The sequence below is a fragment of the Pseudomonas sp. NBRC 100443 genome (assembly GCF_030268185.1).
GTDB lineage: Bacteria > Pseudomonadota > Gammaproteobacteria > Pseudomonadales > Pseudomonadaceae > Pseudomonas > Pseudomonas citronellolis.
Window position 1 is genome coordinate 48,155 of record NZ_BSQE01000001.1, and the last position, 18,842, is coordinate 66,996.

General features: G+C 66.5%; 23 protein-coding genes, 1 tRNA gene and 1 pseudogene. 19 read left to right on the forward strand and 6 right to left on the reverse strand.

Features of this window, described 5'->3' with window-relative positions:
* Nucleotides 1-30: 30 nt before the first annotated feature.
* From QSJ95_RS00220 to QSJ95_RS00260, 9 genes are all read left to right on the forward strand, one after another.
* On the forward strand, nucleotides 31-888 hold the full coding sequence (locus tag QSJ95_RS00220; RefSeq protein ID WP_285638988.1) for a MaoC family dehydratase: 858 nt from the start codon (nucleotides 31-33) through the stop codon (nucleotides 886-888).
* A gap of 48 nt (nucleotides 889-936) precedes the next feature.
* Nucleotides 937-1,245 (forward strand): MazG-like family protein, encoded by a 309-nt coding sequence (locus QSJ95_RS00225; RefSeq protein WP_285638990.1) that lies wholly within the window; start codon nucleotides 937-939, stop codon nucleotides 1,243-1,245.
* Nucleotides 1,238-1,990 carry a methyltransferase gene (locus QSJ95_RS00230; protein ID WP_285638992.1) on the forward strand — a complete coding sequence of 251 codons (753 nt, stop codon included), beginning with the start codon at nucleotides 1,238-1,240 and terminating at the stop codon, nucleotides 1,988-1,990. Before QSJ95_RS00225 ends, QSJ95_RS00230 begins: the two co-directional genes overlap by 8 nt.
* 58 nt (nucleotides 1,991-2,048) lie before the next feature.
* Nucleotides 2,049-2,639, forward strand: a complete 591-nt coding sequence (locus QSJ95_RS00235; RefSeq protein ID WP_285638995.1) for a DUF4136 domain-containing protein — start codon at nucleotides 2,049-2,051, stop codon at nucleotides 2,637-2,639.
* 120 nt (nucleotides 2,640-2,759) lie between these two features.
* Complete coding sequence (locus tag QSJ95_RS00240; RefSeq protein WP_043269144.1) at nucleotides 2,760-3,323, forward strand: DUF4136 domain-containing protein; 564 nt, start codon at nucleotides 2,760-2,762, stop codon at nucleotides 3,321-3,323.
* A complete protein-coding gene (locus tag QSJ95_RS00245; protein WP_058488289.1) occupies nucleotides 3,320-3,805 on the forward strand; it encodes a GNAT family N-acetyltransferase in 486 nt (161 codons plus the stop codon). Before QSJ95_RS00240 ends, QSJ95_RS00245 begins: the two co-directional genes overlap by 4 nt.
* Nucleotides 3,792-4,166 carry a DsrE family protein gene (locus QSJ95_RS00250; protein ID WP_043318751.1) on the forward strand — a complete coding sequence of 125 codons (375 nt, stop codon included), beginning with the start codon at nucleotides 3,792-3,794 and terminating at the stop codon, nucleotides 4,164-4,166. Before QSJ95_RS00245 ends, QSJ95_RS00250 begins: the two co-directional genes overlap by 14 nt.
* The gene (locus tag QSJ95_RS00255) at nucleotides 4,163-4,627 is read left to right on the forward strand and encodes a glycine cleavage system protein H (RefSeq protein WP_043318753.1); all 465 of its coding nucleotides are present in this window, start codon (nucleotides 4,163-4,165) and stop codon (nucleotides 4,625-4,627) included. The genes QSJ95_RS00250 and QSJ95_RS00255 overlap by 4 nt, the downstream gene beginning before the upstream one ends.
* A gap of 72 nt (nucleotides 4,628-4,699) precedes the next feature.
* Complete coding sequence (locus tag QSJ95_RS00260; protein WP_009613244.1) at nucleotides 4,700-4,906, forward strand: hypothetical protein; 207 nt, start codon at nucleotides 4,700-4,702, stop codon at nucleotides 4,904-4,906.
* 7 nt (nucleotides 4,907-4,913) lie between these two features.
* On the opposite strand, the gene QSJ95_RS00265 is transcribed toward QSJ95_RS00260, so the two are convergent.
* The gene (locus tag QSJ95_RS00265; RefSeq protein WP_009613245.1) at nucleotides 4,914-6,539 is read right to left on the reverse strand and encodes a methyl-accepting chemotaxis protein; all 1,626 of its coding nucleotides are present in this window, start codon (nucleotides 6,537-6,539) and stop codon (nucleotides 4,914-4,916) included.
* A gap of 191 nt (nucleotides 6,540-6,730) precedes the next feature.
* Between QSJ95_RS00265 and QSJ95_RS00270 the strand changes: the two genes are divergently transcribed.
* The 9 genes and pseudogenes from QSJ95_RS00270 to QSJ95_RS00305 all read left to right on the forward strand — a co-directional run bounded on the left by QSJ95_RS00270 (nucleotide 6,731) and on the right by QSJ95_RS00305 (nucleotide 13,363).
* Nucleotides 6,731-7,405: a M15 family metallopeptidase gene (locus tag QSJ95_RS00270; protein ID WP_285639008.1), complete on the forward strand. Its 675-nt coding sequence runs from the start codon at nucleotides 6,731-6,733 to the stop codon at nucleotides 7,403-7,405.
* Between the two features lie 232 nt (nucleotides 7,406-7,637).
* Nucleotides 7,638-7,844: pseudogene (locus tag QSJ95_RS32840) on the forward strand (PAAR domain-containing protein); the annotation flags it as partial.
* Nucleotides 7,845-7,910: 66 nt separating this feature from the next.
* Nucleotides 7,911-9,503, forward strand: coding sequence for a phospholipase effector Tle1 domain-containing protein (locus tag QSJ95_RS00275; protein WP_285639010.1), 1,593 nt, complete (start codon nucleotides 7,911-7,913; stop codon nucleotides 9,501-9,503).
* A complete protein-coding gene (locus QSJ95_RS00280; RefSeq protein ID WP_285639012.1) occupies nucleotides 9,500-10,147 on the forward strand; it encodes a DUF2931 family protein in 648 nt (215 codons plus the stop codon). The genes QSJ95_RS00275 and QSJ95_RS00280 overlap by 4 nt, the downstream gene beginning before the upstream one ends.
* 232 nt (nucleotides 10,148-10,379) lie before the next feature.
* On the forward strand, nucleotides 10,380-10,670 hold the full coding sequence (locus QSJ95_RS00285) for a hypothetical protein (protein WP_285639014.1): 291 nt from the start codon (nucleotides 10,380-10,382) through the stop codon (nucleotides 10,668-10,670).
* A gap of 193 nt (nucleotides 10,671-10,863) precedes the next feature.
* The gene (locus QSJ95_RS00290) at nucleotides 10,864-11,508 is read left to right on the forward strand and encodes a DUF2931 family protein (RefSeq protein ID WP_285639016.1); all 645 of its coding nucleotides are present in this window, start codon (nucleotides 10,864-10,866) and stop codon (nucleotides 11,506-11,508) included.
* A gap of 72 nt (nucleotides 11,509-11,580) precedes the next feature.
* Nucleotides 11,581-12,225 (forward strand): DUF2931 family protein, encoded by a 645-nt coding sequence (locus QSJ95_RS00295; RefSeq protein ID WP_285639018.1) that lies wholly within the window; start codon nucleotides 11,581-11,583, stop codon nucleotides 12,223-12,225.
* 77 nt (nucleotides 12,226-12,302) lie between these two features.
* Complete coding sequence (locus QSJ95_RS00300) at nucleotides 12,303-12,899, forward strand: GrpB family protein (RefSeq protein ID WP_285639020.1); 597 nt, start codon at nucleotides 12,303-12,305, stop codon at nucleotides 12,897-12,899.
* Nucleotides 12,900-13,033: 134 nt separating this feature from the next.
* Complete coding sequence (locus QSJ95_RS00305) at nucleotides 13,034-13,363, forward strand: excalibur calcium-binding domain-containing protein (RefSeq protein ID WP_285639022.1); 330 nt, start codon at nucleotides 13,034-13,036, stop codon at nucleotides 13,361-13,363.
* 125 nt (nucleotides 13,364-13,488) lie between these two features.
* Here the strand turns inward: QSJ95_RS00305 and QSJ95_RS00310 are convergent, their stop codons facing one another.
* Nucleotides 13,489-13,785 (reverse strand): XRE family transcriptional regulator, encoded by a 297-nt coding sequence (locus QSJ95_RS00310; protein WP_285639023.1) that lies wholly within the window; start codon nucleotides 13,783-13,785, stop codon nucleotides 13,489-13,491.
* Nucleotides 13,786-13,965: 180 nt separating this feature from the next.
* Here QSJ95_RS00310 and QSJ95_RS00315 point away from each other — a divergent pair, with 180 nt between their 5' ends.
* Nucleotides 13,966-14,223 carry a hypothetical protein gene (locus QSJ95_RS00315; protein ID WP_024128108.1) on the forward strand — a complete coding sequence of 86 codons (258 nt, stop codon included), beginning with the start codon at nucleotides 13,966-13,968 and terminating at the stop codon, nucleotides 14,221-14,223.
* Nucleotides 14,224-14,257: 34 nt separating this feature from the next.
* Here QSJ95_RS00315 and QSJ95_RS00320 read toward each other — a convergent pair.
* From QSJ95_RS00320 to fdhE, 4 genes are all read right to left on the reverse strand, one after another.
* Nucleotides 14,258-14,353: transfer RNA gene (locus QSJ95_RS00320), tRNA-Sec, on the reverse strand.
* An 82-nt stretch (nucleotides 14,354-14,435) separates the two neighbouring features.
* Nucleotides 14,436-16,361, reverse strand: coding sequence for a selenocysteine-specific translation elongation factor (gene selB / locus QSJ95_RS00325; protein ID WP_285639026.1), 1,926 nt, complete (start codon nucleotides 16,359-16,361; stop codon nucleotides 14,436-14,438).
* Complete coding sequence (selA, locus tag QSJ95_RS00330) at nucleotides 16,358-17,764, reverse strand: L-seryl-tRNA(Sec) selenium transferase (RefSeq protein ID WP_285639028.1); 1,407 nt, start codon at nucleotides 17,762-17,764, stop codon at nucleotides 16,358-16,360. The genes selB and selA overlap by 4 nt, the downstream gene beginning before the upstream one ends.
* A gap of 95 nt (nucleotides 17,765-17,859) precedes the next feature.
* Entirely contained in the window at nucleotides 17,860-18,792 is a 933-nt protein-coding gene (gene fdhE / locus QSJ95_RS00335; protein ID WP_285639030.1) for a formate dehydrogenase accessory protein FdhE, read from the reverse strand.
* Nucleotides 18,793-18,842: the final 50 nt, after the last annotated feature.

An 18,842-nucleotide genomic window follows, 5' to 3' on the forward strand; every position in this document is an offset into this window, starting at 1 on the left:
CTGAAGGCAATACCGCTCAGGAGATTCCGAATGCCCAAAGACTGGCTGGACCTGTCCGCCCCACCCGCCCTGCCCGGCCTGTTCCTGCGCGCCGCCGTGCGCCGCGGCCTGCGCGGCCGCAGCCTGCCCACCCGCGGCGTGCGCGCGCCGGTGATGGTCGACGCCCGGAACCTGGAGCGCTACCGCCAGGTGTGCGGCTTCAGGAACGACCACCTGCTGCCGCCGACCTACCCGCACATCCTCGCCTTCGGCCTGCAGATGGGCCTGCTCACCGACGCCCACTTCCCCTTCCCGCTGCTGGGCCTGGTGCACCTGGAGAACCGTATCAGCGTGTTGCGCCCCCTCGGCGGCCTGGGCCCGTTCCAGGCCAGCGTGCGGGTGGCCGACCTGCAGCCCCACGACAAGGGCGTGACCTTCAGCCTGATCACCCAGCTGCACGACCAGCTCGGCCTGCTCTGGGAAGGCGACAGCCGCCTGCTGTTCCGCGGCATGCGCCTGGAAGGCAGCCCGCCTGCGCGCGAAGAACAGCCCGAGCTGCCGCTGGAGCAGATCGACCACTGGCAATGCCCGGTGGACATCGGCCGGCGCTACGCCCGCGTGGCCGGCGACTACAACCCCATCCACCTGTCGGCGGCCAGCGCCAGGCTGTTCGGCTTCCCCCGCGCCATCGCCCATGGCCTGTGGAACAAGGCGCGCAGCCTGGCGGCCCTGGGCGAGCGCCTGCCGGCGGCCGGCTACCAGGTGCAAGTGCGCTTCCAGAAGCCGGTGCTGCTGCCCTCCAGCGTCAGCCTGCTGGCCAGCGAGGTGGCCCCGGCCGGGCAGTTCGCCCTGCGCGGCGAGGACGGCCTGCCGCACATGGCCGGCGCCTGGAAACCGCTCGACGCTTGATGCGGCGCCGCTGAAGCCGGAAGCTATGGGGCTCCCAAGGAGCCCCCGATGAACCTCGACGAACTCACCGCGCGCCTGCACGCGATCCGCGACCACAACCACTGGAAGCGCTTCCACAGCCCGAAGAACCTGGCCATGGCCGCCAGCGTGGAAATGGCCGAGCTGGTGGAAATCTTCCAGTGGCTGAGCGAGGACGAGTCGCGCCAGCTGCCGGCTGACAAACTCGCCCACGCCGGCCAGGAGGTCGGCGACATCGTCCTCTACCTGCTGCTGCTCTGCGCCGAACTGGGCCTGGACATGGACCAGGCGGTGCGCGCCAAGCTGGCCGACAGCGAAAGGCGCTTCGTGCATGGCTGACCGGCATTTCGACGAACTGGCCACGCGCTTCGCCGAGAAGATCTACGGCGGCGCCAAGGGCGCCATCCGCCTGGCCGTGCTGCAGGCCGACCTGGCCGAAGCGCTGCCCGAACGCCCGCTGCGCGTGCTCGACATAGGCGCCGGCCTGGGCCACATGGCGCTGTGGCTGGCCGAACGCGGCCACCAGGTAACCCTCGCCGAACCCGCCGCGCCCATGCTCGAAGGCGCCCGCCAGCGCTTCGCCGAGGCCGGCCGCGCGGCCACCTTCATCGAGGCGCCGTGGCAGGCACTGCTCGGCCAGCTCGACGAACCCTACGACCTGGTGCTGTGCCACGCCGTGCTGGAATGGCTGGCCGAGCCCCAGGCCATCCTCCCCGTGCTGCACCAGCTGACCGCCCGCGACGGCTGGCTGTCGCTGGCCTTCTACAACCGCGACGCGCTCATCTACCGCAACCTGCTCAAGGGCCACTTCCGCAAGCTGCGCAAGCAGCGCTTCGCCGGCGAGGGCCAGAGCCTGACGCCGCAGCAGCCGCTGGACCCGCGCGAGCTGGAAGCGGCCATGGCGGACGCCTGGAACATCGAGGCGCGCAGCGGCGTGCGGGTGTTCCACGACTACATGCCGCAGGAATTCCAGCACAAGGCCGAGCCCCTGGACCTGGTGGAAATGGAACTGGCCTACCGCCGCCACCCGGCCTTCGCCGGCCTGGGGCGCTACCTGCACTGGCTGTGCCGCCCGCGCGAATAGGTGCACAATCGGCCCATCACCGTCGTCGCCCGCGCCCCGGCGCGGGCGGGAGCCCCGCATGTCGCCACGCCTGATCCTGCTGCCGCTGCTCGCCGCGCTGGCCGCCTGCCAGAGCCAGAATCCCTACACCAGCCAGTCGCTGCCGCCGCCCCCGGTGCCGGCCCAGGCCAGCGCCCCGGGCTTCGACCCCGGCGCCTACCCGGCCGCGCCGCCGGACTACGGCCGCTACCGCTCGTGGAACTGGACCGGCGCGCCCAGCGGCGCCACCACCTACGGCAGCTCGCTGCAGGACGCGGTCAGCGAAGGCCTCGACCAGGTCGGCCTGCGCCCGGCGCGCCCCGGCGCCACGCCGGACCTGCGCGTGAGCGCGCGGGTCAGCAGCGAGCAGCGCACCCGCCAGGTCACCGACTACTACGGCGGCGGCTACTACGGCGGCTGGAACGATCCCTGGTACGGCGCCTCCATCCCGGTGACGCGGACCTACATAGTGCAGGTCAACGTGGTGCGCATCGAACTCTACGACGCCCGCGACAACCACGCCGTCTGGGTGGCCTCGGCCGAATACCAGCCCAGCGGCAACCAGAGCGAAAAGGCCCGCGGCCTGCGCGAAGCGGTGCGCAAGGCGTTGTCGGGCTACCCGCCGCACTGAGGCGCTTGTCCGGCTTTGCTGCCAGAAAACTGCGGAATAGGGCCATTTCGAGGCATTCCGACACTTGCCTTTGCGCACGCTCTGAGCTTCGATGAAGACTCTGCCTGGAGTATGCCGATCATGATCCGCCGTCTGTTGTTGCTGGGCCTGCTGCTGGGCCTGGCCGCCTGTGAGACCGTCAACCTCAGCCGCGACTACGATTCCAGCCGCGACTTCGCCGCGTACCGCAGCTGGGCCTGGGCGCAGCCGGCCTTCGAATACCGCCCGGACGACCCGCGCATCAAGAGCGACCTCACCGAGCAGCGCATCCGCTCGGCGGTGGCCGACCAGCTCGACCAGCGCGGCCTGCGCCCGACCCAGGGCAGCGCCGCGCCCGACGTGACGGTGCGCGCCTACCTGATCGTCGACCAGCGCCAGGACCAGGTCACCACCTACACCGGCGGCTACTGGAACGGTTATTGGGGCGGCTACTGGGGCGGCCCAGCGATGGCCGAGTCGCGCACCGTGACCTACAAGGTCGCCACCATCCAGGTCGACCTGCTCGACGGCAAGGACGGCAAATTGGTGTGGCGCGGCAGCGGCGAGCAGATCATGCGCAGCAGCCCGCCGACCCCGGCCGAGCGCGAAGCGGCGATCCGCGAGACCGTGCAGAAGGTCCTCGCCCAGTACCCGCCGCACGGATGAGCCTGCAGCATCGCCCCGTGGAAGCCGGCGACCTCGCCGAGGTGGCCGGCTTCGTGCGTAGCGCCGACGAACTCTTCTACGCCTACCCCAAGGCCCGCTGGCCGTTCAGCGTCGAACAGTTGGCCGCCGCCGTGGCCGAGCGCCGCGCCAGCACCCTGGCCCTGCTCGACGGCCGCGCCGCCGGCTTCGCCAACTTCTACCAGAGCCTGCCCGGCGAGTACTGCGCGCTGGGCAACATGATGGTCGCGCCCTGGGCCCGCGGGCACGGCGTGGCGCGCTACCTGATCGGCGTCATGGAAGACCTCGCCCGGCGTGACTACGCTGCACCGCTGATGAAAATCTCCTGCTTCAACGACAACGCCGGCGGCCTGCTGCTCTACGCCGGCCTGGGCTATCGCCCGGTGGGCATCGTCGAGCGCCAGGCGCCGGACGGCCGCCGCGTGGCCCTGGTGCAGATGGAGAAAGCCCTTGGACCAGCCTGACATCCAGCGCGTGCTGATCATCGTCAGCAGCGGCCCGAGCACCCCGGCGCGCTGCGCCGCGCCCTTCTACACCGCCACCCTGCTGGCCTGCATGGACGCCGAGGTGACGCTCTTCCTCAGCGGCGAAGGCGTGCAGCTGGCGCGCCAGGACGTGGTGGACAACCTCTACGCCGCCCCCGGCGGCGAGCCGCTCAGCCACTTCATCCAGCAGGCCAAGGAAGCCGGCGCGCGCCTGCTGATGTGCCGCGCCCCCGGCGTGCCCATCGACGAAAGCGCGCTGATCGGCGAAATCGACGAAATCGCCAGCGGCGGCGAACTGGCGCGGATGATCCTCGAATACGACCGGGTGCTGACCCTGTGAAACTGCACGGCCTGGAGTTCCCCGACGACCTGCTCTACGCCCCGGACTACAACCTGTGGCTGCGCGAAGAAGCCGACGGCGCCGTGACCCTCGGCCTGAGCGCCTATGGCTGCGCGCTCTACGGGCAGATCTTCGCCTTCACCCCCAAGCGCGACGGCTGGCACATCGAGCGCGACCGCAGCTTCGGCGTGGTGGAGTTCGCCAAGGCCGCCTCTTCGGCCCGCTGCCCGCTGGCCGGCACCCTGCTGGTGAGCAACGAGGACGTGCAGCGCCGCCCCGGCCTGATCAACCTCGACTGCTACGGCGAAGGCTGGATGGTGCGCCTGCGCCCGGACGACTGGGCCAGCGCGAAGGCCGGCTTCGTCAGCGGCCAGGCGGCGCTGGAGGCCTTCGCCGAACGCATGCGCCTGGACGCCTTCGACCCCGAAGGCAACGACGTCCAGGCCCTGCGCCGCGACTGAGCTTAAGCAAGCCATAAGCTTCGCCGGCCTAGGCTGTGCGATCCGCAAGCTCCCCCACAGAAGGAGTCCACCATGCCCCGGCTTCCCGCGCTCGTCCTCGCCCTGCTCGCCCTCTCCGGCTGCGCCGGGCAGAGCAGCTACAACCTCGGCGCCATCGAGTCGCCGGTGAAGGAATCCTTCGGCCTCGACGACGTCGAACGGCAGCCCATGATGGGCGCGCAGTTCCAGCAACAGGGCGGCTTCTCCTCCCAGCAGCAGCGCCTGCTGATGGGCCAGTGAGGCAGTCCTAGTCCACCCGGAAGCCGGCCAGCTGCTGCTGTTGCTCGACCGCCAGGCGGGCCAGCTCCAGGCTCGCCGCGGCGCTCTGCTCGGCGTTCTCCACCACGCTCTGGATGCTGTCGTTGAGCTGGGTGATGTTCTGGCTGATCTCATGGGCCACCGCCGTCTGCTCCTCGGTGGCGGTGGAAATCTGCGCGTTGCCGTCGGCGATGCGGTCGATGGCGTTGGCGATGTGCCGCAGCGCCTCGCCGGACTCGCGCGAATGCCGCACGCTGTCCCCGGCCCGCTCGCGGGACTCCTGCATCACGCCCACCGCCTGGCGCGCGCCGCTCTGCAGCGAATCGATCATGCCGCGGATCGACTCGGTGGCCTTCTGCGTGTTGCTCGCCAGGCTGCGCACCTCGTCGGCCACCACGGCGAACCCGCGCCCGGCCTCGCCGGCCCGCGCCGCCTCGATGGCGGCATTGAGCGCCAGCAGGTTGGTCTGCTCGGCGATGCTCTGGATCACCCCCAGCACGCTGCCGATCTCGTCGCTCTGGCTGTGCAGGCGGTCGATCACCTCGGCGCTCTCCTGCACCGCCTGCGACAGGCGCTCGATGGCGCCCAGGTTGGCCTCCACCAGCTCGGTGCCCTGGTGCGCCTCGCGGCGCACGTCCTCGGCCACCCGCGCCATGTCCAGGGCGTTCTCCGCCACCTGCTGCACTGCGGCGCTCATCTCGTGCACGGCGGTGGCGACCATGGCGGTCTGGTCGCCCTGGCCGTTGGCGGCATCGCTGACCTGGGCACTGATGGCGCTCATCTCCTCCGACGCGCTGGCCAGCTGCACCGAGGCGCCGCCCAGGTGGCGGATCAGCCGCTGGAAGTGTTCGAGCATGGTGTTGAAGGCCTGGGCGGTCTGCGCCAGCTCGTCGCGGCCCACGGCCTCGGCGCGCAGGCTCAGGTCGGAATTGCGCTGCACCGTGGCGATGGTCCGGCCCAGCTGTTCCAGCGGGCGGTTGATCGAGCGGCTGACCAGCAGGCTGAACAGCAGCATGCCGACCAGCACCACCACGGCGATGGCCACGAAACTGGCCTTCATCGCCTGGTAACGCGCGGTGGAGGCCTGGCTCAGCCTTTCGCCCTCGCGGACCTGCAACTGGGCCAGTTCCTCCAGCGCATCCCCCAGCGGGTCGAAGGCCGCATACAGGCGCCGGATGAAACTGGCGTCGCTCTCGCCGCGCAGGCTGCCGTCGGTCTGCTCCTGCAGCGTGTCCACCAGCTTGTCCACCGCGGCCATACGCGCGCGGATGCCGGCCACCATCTGCTGCTCGGCATCGGTCATCTTGCTGTCCTGCACCAGGCGCCAGGAGTCCGCGATGGTCTTGCGCGCCTCGCCGATGGCGCCGCGCAAGACGTCCACGTCGATCACCCCGGAGCGATACTTGTGCAGCGCATCCACCATGTTCACCGCATAGGCGTTGGAGATCAGGTTGAGCCGGTTCACCGGGCGCATGCGGTCGTTGAACAGCTCGTCGAAATCATCGTTGAGCTGGTCGGCGTTGTACGCCGCCAGCGCCATCACCCCGGCCAGCACCAGCAGGGGCAGGAACGCCAGCGACAGCAGGCGGGTACGTACGCGGATCTGGTTGAGCATCGCATCTCTCCTGGGCTGCTCGAACTCGTGCGCGGACCGCACAACCGCGATCCGCTCGTCTCGGCGAATGGATCGGCCCGCCAGGGGATAACTGGACCTGAGGATTAAGTAGGAAAAATCCCGCCATTTCGAGAGATGCGTCGCAGGAAAGGACTGCTAGGGTGAAAGAAACCCCACGCCCGGGAGGCCGGATGCTCCGCCACGCCCTCGCCCTGCTCCTGCTGCTGGCCAGCCTCGGCGCCAACGCCGACCAGCCGGCGCAACCCGGCTTCGTCTACCTCGACCAGGTGCTGCAGCACGCCCATTACGAAGCGCGCTACTACAGCGGCGACAACTTCGTCGGCAGCCGCATCGACGGCTACGAAAGCCCACGGGTGATCCTCACGAAGGAAGCGGCCACGGCCCTGGCCGAGGTGGAACGCGACGTCGCCCTGAGCGGCCTGCAACTGAAACTCTTCGACGGCTACCGCCCGCAACGCGCCGTGGCCCACTTCCAGCGCTGGGCCGCAGACCTGGCCGACACCCGCACCAAGGACCGCTACTACCCGCACCTGGACAAGGCGGCACTGTTCCGCGACGGCTACATCGCCAAGAAATCCGCCCACTGCCGAGGCAGCACGGTGGACCTCACACTGGTCGATGCCAATACCGGCCAGGAACTGGACATGGGCAGCCACTTCGACTTCTTCGGCCCCATCTCCCACCACGGCACCAACCTGATCAGCGTGCAACAGACGCGCAACCGCGAAACCCTGCGCAGCGCCATGCAACGCCACGGCTTCGAGCCCTACGCCAACGAGTGGTGGCACTACACGCTGAAGCAGGAGCCGTATCCCAACACTGCCTTCGACTTCCCGGTGAAATAGCGTCCCAGTTTTGTCGACGACCGAGCCAACCAAGGTTCCAGCGAACAGAGGAAGCATGACTGCTGTCGCCTGCGAAGAACCTTCTTTCCTAGCCGGTGCCACTGCAACGTAGGTCGACGTGCATCAATGCAATTCGGACGCATCCTACATCGGTAACCGCGGAGCTGCGGCTACCCTCGCAATCGACCGATGTTCCGGTCGGGAGTGGATGATTCAATGCGAGGGATTCTGATTGAGAGCGCTAGTCTGCCTTGGAGATAAAACCACATACGGCGAAGTCATATCGGCCACTACAACCTGGTTCGAGGGCGACAAAGCCATTGCTCAAACGGGCGACCTCGCCCTATGCCGTAAATGCAAAGGAATGTTTCCCATCTACGGGACGGCATCCGACTGGTCGGAACAGCAACCCTATGTTGCTACGGGCGATAGAGTCCTCTGTGGATGTCCGGACCACGTGGTGTATGGCTCAGCCACCCAGTACACCACTGTCGCATCCAACTCCATGCCTGCCTCTGCCCAATCGAGGAGCGTCAATGCGCCTGCCCCGTCGCCCGCCGGCAGCGCAATGCCGCCCGCCGCTGCGCCATTGAAAACCGCCCCTAGGCCAGCTACGAACGGCCTCGCGGAAGAGGAGGAAGAAGAGGAAGAAGAGGAAGAGCTGGAGGACACCGGTATTACCTTGCGCCTTGGCCTGTTCTTCGACGGCACCGCAGACAATGCGCAGAACGTCCAGCTCGGGGCGCAATGCCAGGCTGGTGAGCTGGGCTACAGCGCTGAGGATCAGCAGGCCATGTTGATGCGCTGCCGCGACTTCCAGCGTGACCCGCGCAGCAGTTATGGACGGCAACCGACGAATATCTGGCGGTTGTTCAACCTATACCGGGACGAACTCCAACAACCGCTGGACCGCGCGGCTGGAGAGGTTGCTCTACGGATTTATGCACCAGGAGTGGGTACCCGGACCAACGAGCCGGACGCAACCTTTCCCGATATGGCGCTGGGAACGGGCGAGCGTGGGGTGGAAGCGCAAACCAGCTTTGCTGCGCGGGAGACGCTGAAACGCATACGCCAGCTCGCCGGTAACAACCCGGCATTGCAGATCGCGTGTGTGAAAGTGGACTTGTTTGGTTTCAGCCGTGGCGCCGCCGCTGCACGGCATTTCCTCAATGACCTGGCACGTGACACCAAATCCTTGCTAGCCCAGGCCTTGCATGCCGGGAAGGCGCCGCTGGCCCCGGGCTTTCGCTGGCAAATCGGGGATGGGGTGCAAGTCGGTGTGCTCGGCTTGTTCGACACCGTGGCAGCCATCGGCTCCCTGGCCGATGGCTGGGACGTGCACGACGCACGCAATGGCGGCCTGGATCTGTACCTGGCCCCAGGCTGCGCCGAGCGAGTGATCCATCTGGTGGCCGCTGACGAGCGGCGCCACAACTTCTCCCTCAACAGCGTCGAGCCGGGGTTCCGCGATGCCTACCTGCCGGGCGCCCACGGCGACCTGGGCGGCAACTACCCAGCGCTGATGGAAGAACGATTACTGCTGACTCCACCCTATGTGAGCGAAGTGGACAAGGAGCGGCCCGATGAGGAAACCGATGCCTATCGCCAAGCTGCCGTCGCGTTGGAACACTGGCTCCAGTATGGGCTGATCGATCCTCGCCAGCCCAATGGCCGACTCTATGTCGATTGCTATTCGATTCGCTCCACGGAAAGCCCTTTGCGGCGCAAGAACGTCTATGCCCAAGTGCGCCTGGAGCGTCAGGTACGGGGTGAGTATGGGCGTATCCCTTTGCGGATCATGCATGCGCTGGCAGTGCGGGCGGGTAGTCCATTCGACCCAATACCCATGACTCAGGAGTTCCAGCTTCCTTCCGTGCTCTACCCGATTTATCAAAAGCTGTTACAGACCGCCGAACAGGGCCGCGCGATAGCCTTGGAACCGACTGAGCAGGAATTGCTCTGGGCCCACTACATCCACCAGTCCGATAACTGGAATGTCTACCCCGGCATGAGCGGTGGTCTCAAGGTGCAGTTCGTCGACCGCCCCGCTGCGCCCGGCGAACGGGCCCGCCATCCGAATCGCAAGGGTTCAGCATGATGAAAGCAAGGCATTGGCTGCTCATTACAATGCTCTACCTGTGCCAAGCAGGGGCAGCGGAACCGCCGATGCCATTTCCCTCCTGGTATCTGGGTTTCGTGGCACCGGACTACATGGATGTCTGGCTGGAAACGGCGGATGTCACCGATGTACGCGGCGTGACATTCACAGGAGCCATGCAGGGAACCGTATCGATCTGGCAGCCTGCGGATGGGAAAGGTGATCCCACACGGGAACTGGGTCCTTACATTCTGGGAGCAGGCGTCAGCTTGCCCCTTGAACTGCCACAACGCCTGTTCGTGCGCTGGCAATCCCTGGCTGAGCCACAAACCTACCGAACCACAGTGGAGATTCCCGAGTCCGCCCGTGAGCTGATGCGCAAGCGTGAACGAGTCAACTGCCCCATCACCGGTTGGACCGACGAATATCGCGACACCTTGGCGGTGATGCTGGCCCCGGGGGGCATCGTCAAGGTCTGGGTCAGCGGCAGTTGCTTCCCGGCCGTGCCAATTGCCCGCGTCCAGGCAGAGGTGGAGCCGTTGGGGCCGGACCAAGGGCACAGCGGGGGGCAGTATGCTTTGCCATTGAAACCCGCCGCCAAAGCCTATCTCGAGAAACACGGGATTCCCTATGGCTCCTGGTGAACCACAACCGAGATCGGTAACCGGTATATGTCGACGCCATCCCGGCGATGCAGATCGACGCGGTATTGGAACTGATCGAAGCGCTGAGAAACGTATTCCTCACACGACAATTGGGCTGACATCGCGAGTCTCCCAACTAGGTCTTCGACGGCAGGATCTGTCCAGGAAACATTGGCATGGAATTGGTCAGGAATCTCCGCAGCCAAACTCATCTGCTTCCGCCGCCCTCGCCATGAAAAAGACCATTGGCGCCTTCGTCATCCTGTTCGCACTCTGTGGGTTGTTCATGGGCTACTACGAGTCCCTGGATGACGCCCGCATCAAGTACAACCCCTTCATCAAACATCACCCGAGCCTCCAGATTCGCTTCGAGAATATCTTCGCAAATAGCCAGGACCCAAAGCCCCTGAAGCAACTGAGTGAACGGGAGCGGCAACTGGTGATGGATTACTGTCGCTTCCGACTAGGCATCGACACGCAGTTGTCGACGCAGGAAGAACTGGAAAGATGCGGAGCACGATAGCCGGTAAATGTAGCTCTCCGGCTGAAAGCAGTAACGCTCGGGAAGCCAGATGCCGACGCGACCGCCAGCACCTGCGCCAGCTCCTGCTCGCAGGGGCACAATCACCCCCGACGGTCCCTGCCGATGGCGACTACTTCGATTTACTGCGCCTCCTGGTAGAAATGACCCGCCATCCTGATCGCAAGGGTTCTGCATGATGAAAGCGTGGTATTGGCTGTTCATTGCAGCCTTCTATATGGGCCACGCCGGGGCGGTTGAGCCGCCTATGCCATTTCCTTCCTGGTACCTGGGGTTCGTTGCACCCGATTACATGGATGTCTGGCTGGAAACGGCGGATGTCACCGATGTACGCGGCGTGACATTCACAGAAGCCATGCAGGGAACCGTATCGATCTGGCAGCCTGCGGATGGGAAAGGTGATCCCACACGGGAACTGGGTCCTTACATTCTGGGAGCAGGCGTCAGCTTGCCCCTTGAACTGCCACAACGCCTGTTCGTGCGCTGGCAATCCCTGGCTGAGCCACAAACCTACCGAACCACAGTGGAGATTCCCGAGTCCGCCCGTGAGCTGATGCGCAAGCGTGAACGAGTCAACTGCCCCGTCACCGGTTGGACCGACGAGCATCGCGACGCCTTGGCGGTGATGCTGGCCCCGGGGGGCATCGTCAAGGTCTGGGTCAGCGGCAGTTGCTTCCCGGCTATACCGGTTGCGCGTGTTCAAGCCGAAGTGGAACCGCTGGGGCCATACGGAGGAAAGTCAGGCGGCCGCTATCGTCCGTTGGAGCCTGCCGCCAAGGCCTATCTCGAGAAACATGAGATTCCCTATGGCTCCTGGTAAGCGACGACTGCTATCGACTCTCCCTGCGAACCTACAGCCCACCGCGAAACAGTTGATGAAGGATTGCGCCTGATGAAAGCGCGGCACTGGCTGCTCATTGCAGTCATCTACATAGGCCAGGCCGGAGCGACGGAGCCGCCGATACCATTCCCCTCCTGGTACCTGGGCTTCGTGGCACCCGACTACATGGATGTCTGGCTGGAAACAGCAGACGTCACCGATATACGGGGAGGACTTCATGCCGAAGTAATGCAAGGTGTCGTCTCCATCTGGCAGCCTGAGGACGGCACGGGTGATCCGACACGGGCGCTGGGGCCATACATTTTGGGAAAAGGAATCAGCCAATTCACCGAACTGCCACAACGATTATTCGTGCGCTGGCAATCCCTGGCGGAACCACAAACCTACCGTGCCACAGTGGAGATTCCCGAGTCCGCCCGTGAACTGATGCGCAAGCGTGAACGCGTCAACTGCCCCATCACCGGTTGGACCGACGAATATCGCGACGCCTTGGCGGTGATGCTGGCCCCAGGGGGCATCGTCAAGGTCTGGGTCAGCGGCAGTTGCTTCCCGGCCGTGCCAATTGCCCGCGTCCAGGCAGAGGTGGAGCCATTGGGGCCGGATCAAGGGCACAGCGGGGGACAGTATGCCTTGCCATTGAAACCCGCCGCCAAAGCCTATCTGGAGAAGCATGGGATCCCCTATGGCTCCTGGTGAGCGCCCCTCTAAGCATGATCGCTTGAACCTACGCACCAGCCCCAACGTCGAACGACAGCCCCTAGCCAGGACATCCCATGACCCAGCCCCCCACCTTCGACGGCCAACGCTGGAGCAACGCCGAAGCCGACCGCATCGAACTGGCCGAAGCCAACCCGAACTGGCCCCGGCGCTTCGCCGAGGAAGCCGGCGCCATCGCCAGCGCCCTGGCCCTACCCGGCCTGAAGATCGAACACTTCGGCAGTACGGCGGTGCCCGGCCTGAAGGCCAAGCCGATCATCGACATCCTCCTGCTCCCGCCGCCCGACGCCGACTGGCAAAGCCTGGTCGCCCCGCTGGAAGCCCTCGGCTACCAATACTGGCGCGACAACCCTGCGCCGCAGCGGATGTTCTTCGTCAAGGGCATGCCACCCCGGGGCCAGGGCAGAACCCACCACGTCCACGTCATGAACCTGGCCGACGCCGACCGCCACCTGATCTTCCGCAACTGGCTGCGCAACCATCCGCAGGACGCGGCGGAATACCAACGCCTCAAGGAACGACTGGCAGAACGCTTCCCCACCGACCGCGAGGCCTACACGCAAGGCAAGGACGAGCTGGTGGCCCGGATACTGGGCAAGGCCCTGCAAGAGGGCCGCGACTCAGGTGGATCGGTACAGGGAGCCAGGACGTAGGATGGGTTGAGCGCCAGCGATACCCATGCGGTCACGGTGATGGGTATCGCTGGCGCTCAACACCATCCTACGCAGTGCAATGCCTGTGGGTTCGCCACTAGAATCCGCCCATCCCCCAGGACTCGGTGAACCTCATGAAGAAATGGATTCTGCTGATCGCCCTCGCCCTGCTCGCCTGGCAGTACATGGACAACCCGTCCTGGCAGAACCATTTCTCCCGCTCAAAGCCAGTTCCGATGAGCGTCGCGGAAGATACCGACGAACCGACCACCGACCTGATGCCGCCGGCGGCAAACACCACACCCGCCAGCCCTGCTCTCGATGTTCGCTGCGATGGCCGCAAGTACTGCTCGCAAATGACCTCCTGCGCCGAGGCCAAGGCGTTTCTACGCAGTTGTCCGGGGATGAAGATGGATGGGGACGGGGATGGGATTCCCTGCGAGGAACAGTGGTGCAGGATGTAGCGTGATTGGGCCGGGCAACCAACGCCAGGCCGGGGCGTGAACCCATGCCGCCAATGATGGGTATCGCTGCGCTCAACGCCATCCTACGGGTGCGGCAGCCAGACGTTCGTTCCCAGCCGGCCTCCTTACGAATCGGATAAGTCCGCGCGCGCCCCAGGAGAGGAGCTTCGATCAGCCCCCTCCTCTTCATAGCCAGGGCTCGTCTGGCCAATCTCTGGCATTACCTCCCCCGTCAAAATCCACCAGCGAAACTGAGGAAATACCTTGGCGATGGCCAGGATTTCCTCTTCCTTGATCTCCCGGTTTTTCGAAGGGTTCTTCAGGTTGCTCCAGGTGTACCGGCTAATGCCTGTCATTTCCTCAAGCTTGGGGAGGCGTATGTCTGTCCACGAGAGAATGGTTATGACGCGCTCTTTGATCATAAGAAATTCATCTATATAAGCTATAGCCAAAATGACTCAAGCCAAATAAGATCAATTTCGACTAGAGCTAAATTGACTCGAGTTAAATCAAAAAACCACCTTGCATAGTGCAGTAAAGGCTGAGCATGTGGAAGTACTCACAGCCTGGTCGCACTAGGCATCTCACGGATGAAATTCGCGATGATCAAATTCGACGCTTCTACTGCCATGGCTATGTTGGGCAAGACCATCGATGTGGACGTTCCCCTGCACGAGGCACCCTACCGGGAAAGCTACCGCGTGCGCATCGTAGGGGTAGCACTGACGCTGGAGGATGAACGCCCCTACTTCCTGGTCCGCGATCCAAAAGACCCACGACGTTTTCCGGAAGAGCTGTTATGGAGCGATATCCACAGCCTGCAGGTAATCGACGACAAGGCGACAGCCAGCGAAACCTGAAAGTTATCGCAGCAAAGACAGAAGTGGAGGGAAGTGGCGGAAGGCAGTGAGAGTCGAACTCACCCAGGAACGGCTGCCGTCCCCCACCGGGTTTGAAGCCCGGCCACGCCACCGGGCGTGATTGCCTTCCGTGTTGGCTTGCGCCTTTGCGCCAGAAAGTGGCGCTTGGATGTTGCCATCTTTGTATCGACGCTGGCCACAGCCTGCGGTTGTCATACCTCCGAATTTTCCGCGGCCTGCAGCGCCAGCGCCGAATCCTCCCGAACCCTCCGCTCATTGCCGAACCGCCGGGTAAAGCCGATGCGGTCGAAGTATTCCAGTAGCTGGATGCTGCGCTTGCGGCCTATGCCGATGCGGTCGCGGAAGGCGGCGGCGCGGATCAGGCCTTGCTCGGTGTGGAGTTGCAGGGCTTGTCGGGCCAGTTGGCGGAGGGTTTCGTCGGTGTAGAACAGGTCTTTCACCACCTGGTGCAGTTGGCCGAGGCGGGCGAGTTTGCGTAGCAGCAGGCGCATGGCGGCTTCGTCGACTTGCAGTTCGCGGGCCAGGTCGCGGGTCCAGGGGGGGTCGTAGGCGCCGGCTTGCAGCAGGAGGCGGATGCGTTCGCGCAAGGCTTCGTCTTCGGCGCCCAGTTGCACGCGGTGGTCCGGCAGATGCAGCCAGGGGCCGCTGCTTTCCACGGTCTTGCCGGCCAGGGCCTGTTCCAGCAGGGCGATGAAGATCGGGCGCTCCAGTTGCGGGAAAGCGTAGCGGCGCAGGCGGTCGCGGTCGGGGCCGAGTTCGTCGGGTTGTTCGACGTGGAAGCGGGCCAGGGCTTGCAGCAGCTGTTCGCCCAGGGCCTGCCAGTGTTCGGCGGTGAACAGGCGCGGGCCGCCGCGGGTGGGGATTTCCACCAGTTCGGCGGGCAGTCGCCAGCTTGCCCGGGGGCGGTTGAATTGGCGGGCCAGCAGTTTGGGGTCCAGGCCGTTGTCGGCGTGTTGCAGCAGCACCGGCAGGGCCTGTTCCAGGCCTTCGCCGCGCAGGGCCTGGAGTTGTGCCAGACGCTCGGGGCTTCGGCGGTTGCGGGCCGGGGCGAAGGGGTCGAGCACGCGGCCGCCGCCGAGGGTGCGTTGGGCGGATTGGTCGCGCAGCACCAGGCGGTCGCCGTGCACGGTTTGCACGGGAGCGTTCAGCACAAGCTGCGCGAAGGCCCGTTCGCCCGGCGCCAGGCGTTCGTCTTCCAGCAGGGCGACGCGGCCGGTCACGTCCTGGGCGCCCAGGTGCACATGCAGCGGCGTCCAGTGGGCCAGGGCGCGGGGTTCGCCGGGGAGCAGCTGCAGGTCGATGTCGATGCGGGTGGTGGGCGCGTGCAGTTCCGGCGCCAGCAGCCAGTCGCCGCGTTTCACCTGGTCCGGGCCCAGGCGTTCGCCGGCGATGTTGACCGCCACCCGCTGGCCGGCGTGAGCCTGTTCGGCGGCACGGTTCTGGGCGTGCAGGCCGCGCACGCGCACCGGGCGGCCGGCGTTGCCCAGCTGGAGTTCGTCGCCCACTTTCACGCTGCCGGAGAAGGCCGTGCCGGTGACCACCAGGCCGGCGCCGCTGACGCTGAAGGCGCGGTCCACGGCCAGGCGGAAGCCGCCCTGGCTGGAGCGCTCATGGACCTCGCAGGCGGCCTTGGCCAGGGCATGGCGCAAAGCATCTACACCCTCCCCCGTGACGCTGGAAACCGGGTAGATCGGCGCGCCGGCCAGCGGCCCCGCAGCCAGCAGGCTTTCCACTTCGCCGCGGGCCTCGGCCAGGCGCTGCGGGCTGACGCGGTCGGCCTTGCTCAGGGCCACCAGGGCGCGGGGGATGCCGAGCAGTTCGACGATGGCCAGGTGCTCACGGGTCTGCGGCATCACGCCGTCGTCGGCGGCCACCACCAGCAGCACCAGGTCGATGCCGCTGGCGCCGGCCAGCATGTTGTGGACGAAGCGTTCGTGGCCGGGCACGTCGATGAAGCCGGTCAGCGCGCCGTCGCCAAGGTCGGCGTAGACGTAGCCCAGGTCGATGGTGATGCCGCGTTCGCGCTCGGCCGGGCGGCGGTCGCCTTCCACGCCGGTGAGCGCGCGCAGCAGGGCGGTCTTGCCGTGGTCGATGTGCCCGGCGGTGCCGACGATCAAGCCTCGCCCTCCGCCAGCAGCGGCAGTTGCGCGAGGAAGGCGGCCTCGTCGTCGAGCTGGCGCAGGTCGAGCCACAGGGTGTCGTCGTCGATGCGCCCGAGCACCGGGATCGGCAGGCCGCGCAGGCGTTCTTCCAGCTCGCGCAGGGCGCGGCCGCGCAGGCGCTTGGAAGCTTGCGGGCGCAAGGCCAGGGCGGCGCTGGGCAGGCGTGCCACCGGCTGGGCGCCGCTGCCGATCATGCCCAGGGCGGCTTCCGCGCTCACCGCCCAGCCGGCGCCCAGTTGCGCGGCGAGCAGCGGCGCCAGGCGCGCGGCCTGGGCCTGGATGTCGGCCTGCGGGCGGCTGAGCAGGCGCAGGGTGGTGAGGCGTTCGGCCAGGCGGTCGGGGTCGCGGTACAGGCCGAGCACGGCCTCCAGCGCGGCGAGGGTCAGCTTGTCCACGCGCAGGGCGCGCTTGAGCGGGTTCTTCTTGATCCGCCCGATCAGTTCCCTGCTGCCTAGGATGAGCCCGGCCTGGGGGCCGCCGAGGAGTTTGTCGCCGCTGAAGGTGACGATGTCGGCGCCGTCCTTCAGGGCTTCCTGCACCGTCGGTTCCTTGGGCAGGCCCCAGCGCGTCAGGTCCACCAGGGTGCCGCTGCCCAGGTCTTCCAGCAGCGGCAGGCCGTGGGCGTGGGCGATGCCGGCGAGGTCGCGGGTGGCGACGCTGGCGGTGAAGCCCTGCACGCTGTAGTTGCTGGTGTGCACGCGCATCAAGAGGCCCGAGCGCGGGCCGATGGCGGCTTCGTAGTCCTTGGCGTGGGTGCGGTTGGTGGTGCCGACCTCGACCAGTTTCACCCCGGCGCGGGCCATGATGTCGGGGATGCGGAAGGCGCCGCCGATCTCGATCAGTTCGCCGCGGGAGATGATGCCTTCCTTGCGCGCGCCCAGGCTGTTGAGCGCCAGCAGCACGGCGGCGGCGTTGTTGTTGACCACGGTGACCGCCTCGGCGCCGGTCAGCTCGCGGATCAGCCCGGTGATGAGGTCGTCGCGGTCGCCACGCCTGCCGCTGGCCAGGTCGAATTCGAGGTTCAGCGGGTAGCGCGCGGCCATTGTGATGGCTTCGATGGCTTCTTCGGGCAGCAGGGCGCGGCCGAGGTTGGTGTGCAGCACGGTGCCGGTGAGGTTGAACACCCGCCGCACGCGGCTGGCGTGGTGCGCGGCCAGGCGTTCGCCGGCGCGGCCGGCGAGCACCGCTTCGCTCAGTTCCACGGCGGCGAGCTGGCCGTGGCGGGCCGGCTCGCGCAGTTCGTCGAGCAGGTCGCGCAGGGTGCCGAGCAGGGCTTCGCGGCCGTAGCGCTGTTGCAGGGGAGCGCAGGCCGGGCTGCGCAGCAGGCGGTCGATGGAGGGCAGGCGGGCGGAGGTCATGCGCGGTCCTGTCTGGTGCTTCGAGGGTTGGGGAGGCGATGGGTATCGTCGCGGGCTCCTCAACCCATCCTACGGGGGTCTGGATGCAGTCTAGGTCAGTCTGCGTCGCCGGGGGACAGCAGCAGGTTGGGCGCGCTGCGCAGGTAGCCTTCCTCGGCCAGGCGGATGTCCAGGGCCAGGCTGGCGAGGTCGTCGGCCTGGGGCTCGGCGGCTTCGTCGTGCTCCAGGTAGCACTGCTTGAGGTAGGCCTGGCAGTTGGGGCAGACCTCGGCGCGCAGCGGGGCGTGGATGACCTCGCGGTCGTCGTGCTGCTGGGACAGGTAGAACAGGCCCTTGCTCTGCCGGCAGTGGCTGCACTTGATGCGCACGTAGTGCCACTGGCAGGAGCACAGCGAGCAGGCCAGGTAGCGCAGGCCGTTGTATTTGCCGCGGTTGTGGATGACGCCGGCCACCGGCGGCGAGCCGCAGGCCGGGCACAGGGTCTGTTCCTCGCGCTCGCTGAGCAGGCCTTCGGGCAGGCGCAGCAGCCAGTGGCTGAAGGCGACCTGCAGGGTAGCGCCGAGGAAAGGCACCAGGGCCGCCGGCAGCAGGTCGAACTGGCCGTTGAGCAGGGCCAGGGCCCAGGCCTTGCGCTGGCCGGCGTCGGCCTTGCGCAGTTGTTGCAGGGCGCTGGCGATGGGGCTGGCCGGGCTGGTGGCGAAGGCCTGCAGCAGCGGGTCGAGCAGGGCCAGCCAGGCGCCTTCGCGCACCAGCACTTCGAAGCCCAGCGGCGGCATGCCGTGCTCGACGCTGCGGCGCAGGGCGGCTTCGTCGGGCATGGGCAGCGGCGGTGGGTTGTCCAGAAGGTGCTGCTGGATGTCGCAGAGTTCGGCCAGCAGGTTCAGGTAGTCGCCCAGGGGATGGCCTTCGGCAAGCTGCCGCAGGCGCTGGCCGCGCTGGGTGAAGAGTTGCGGCGAGGGCAGCTTGAGGAAGGGGGGGATGTTGGCGGCGGCTTCGATCTGGCCGGGTTCGAGGATTTGGCCTGGCACGCAGGACTCCTTGGTCGGTGGTTTCAGGGATGGGGCGAATCGTCTGGATC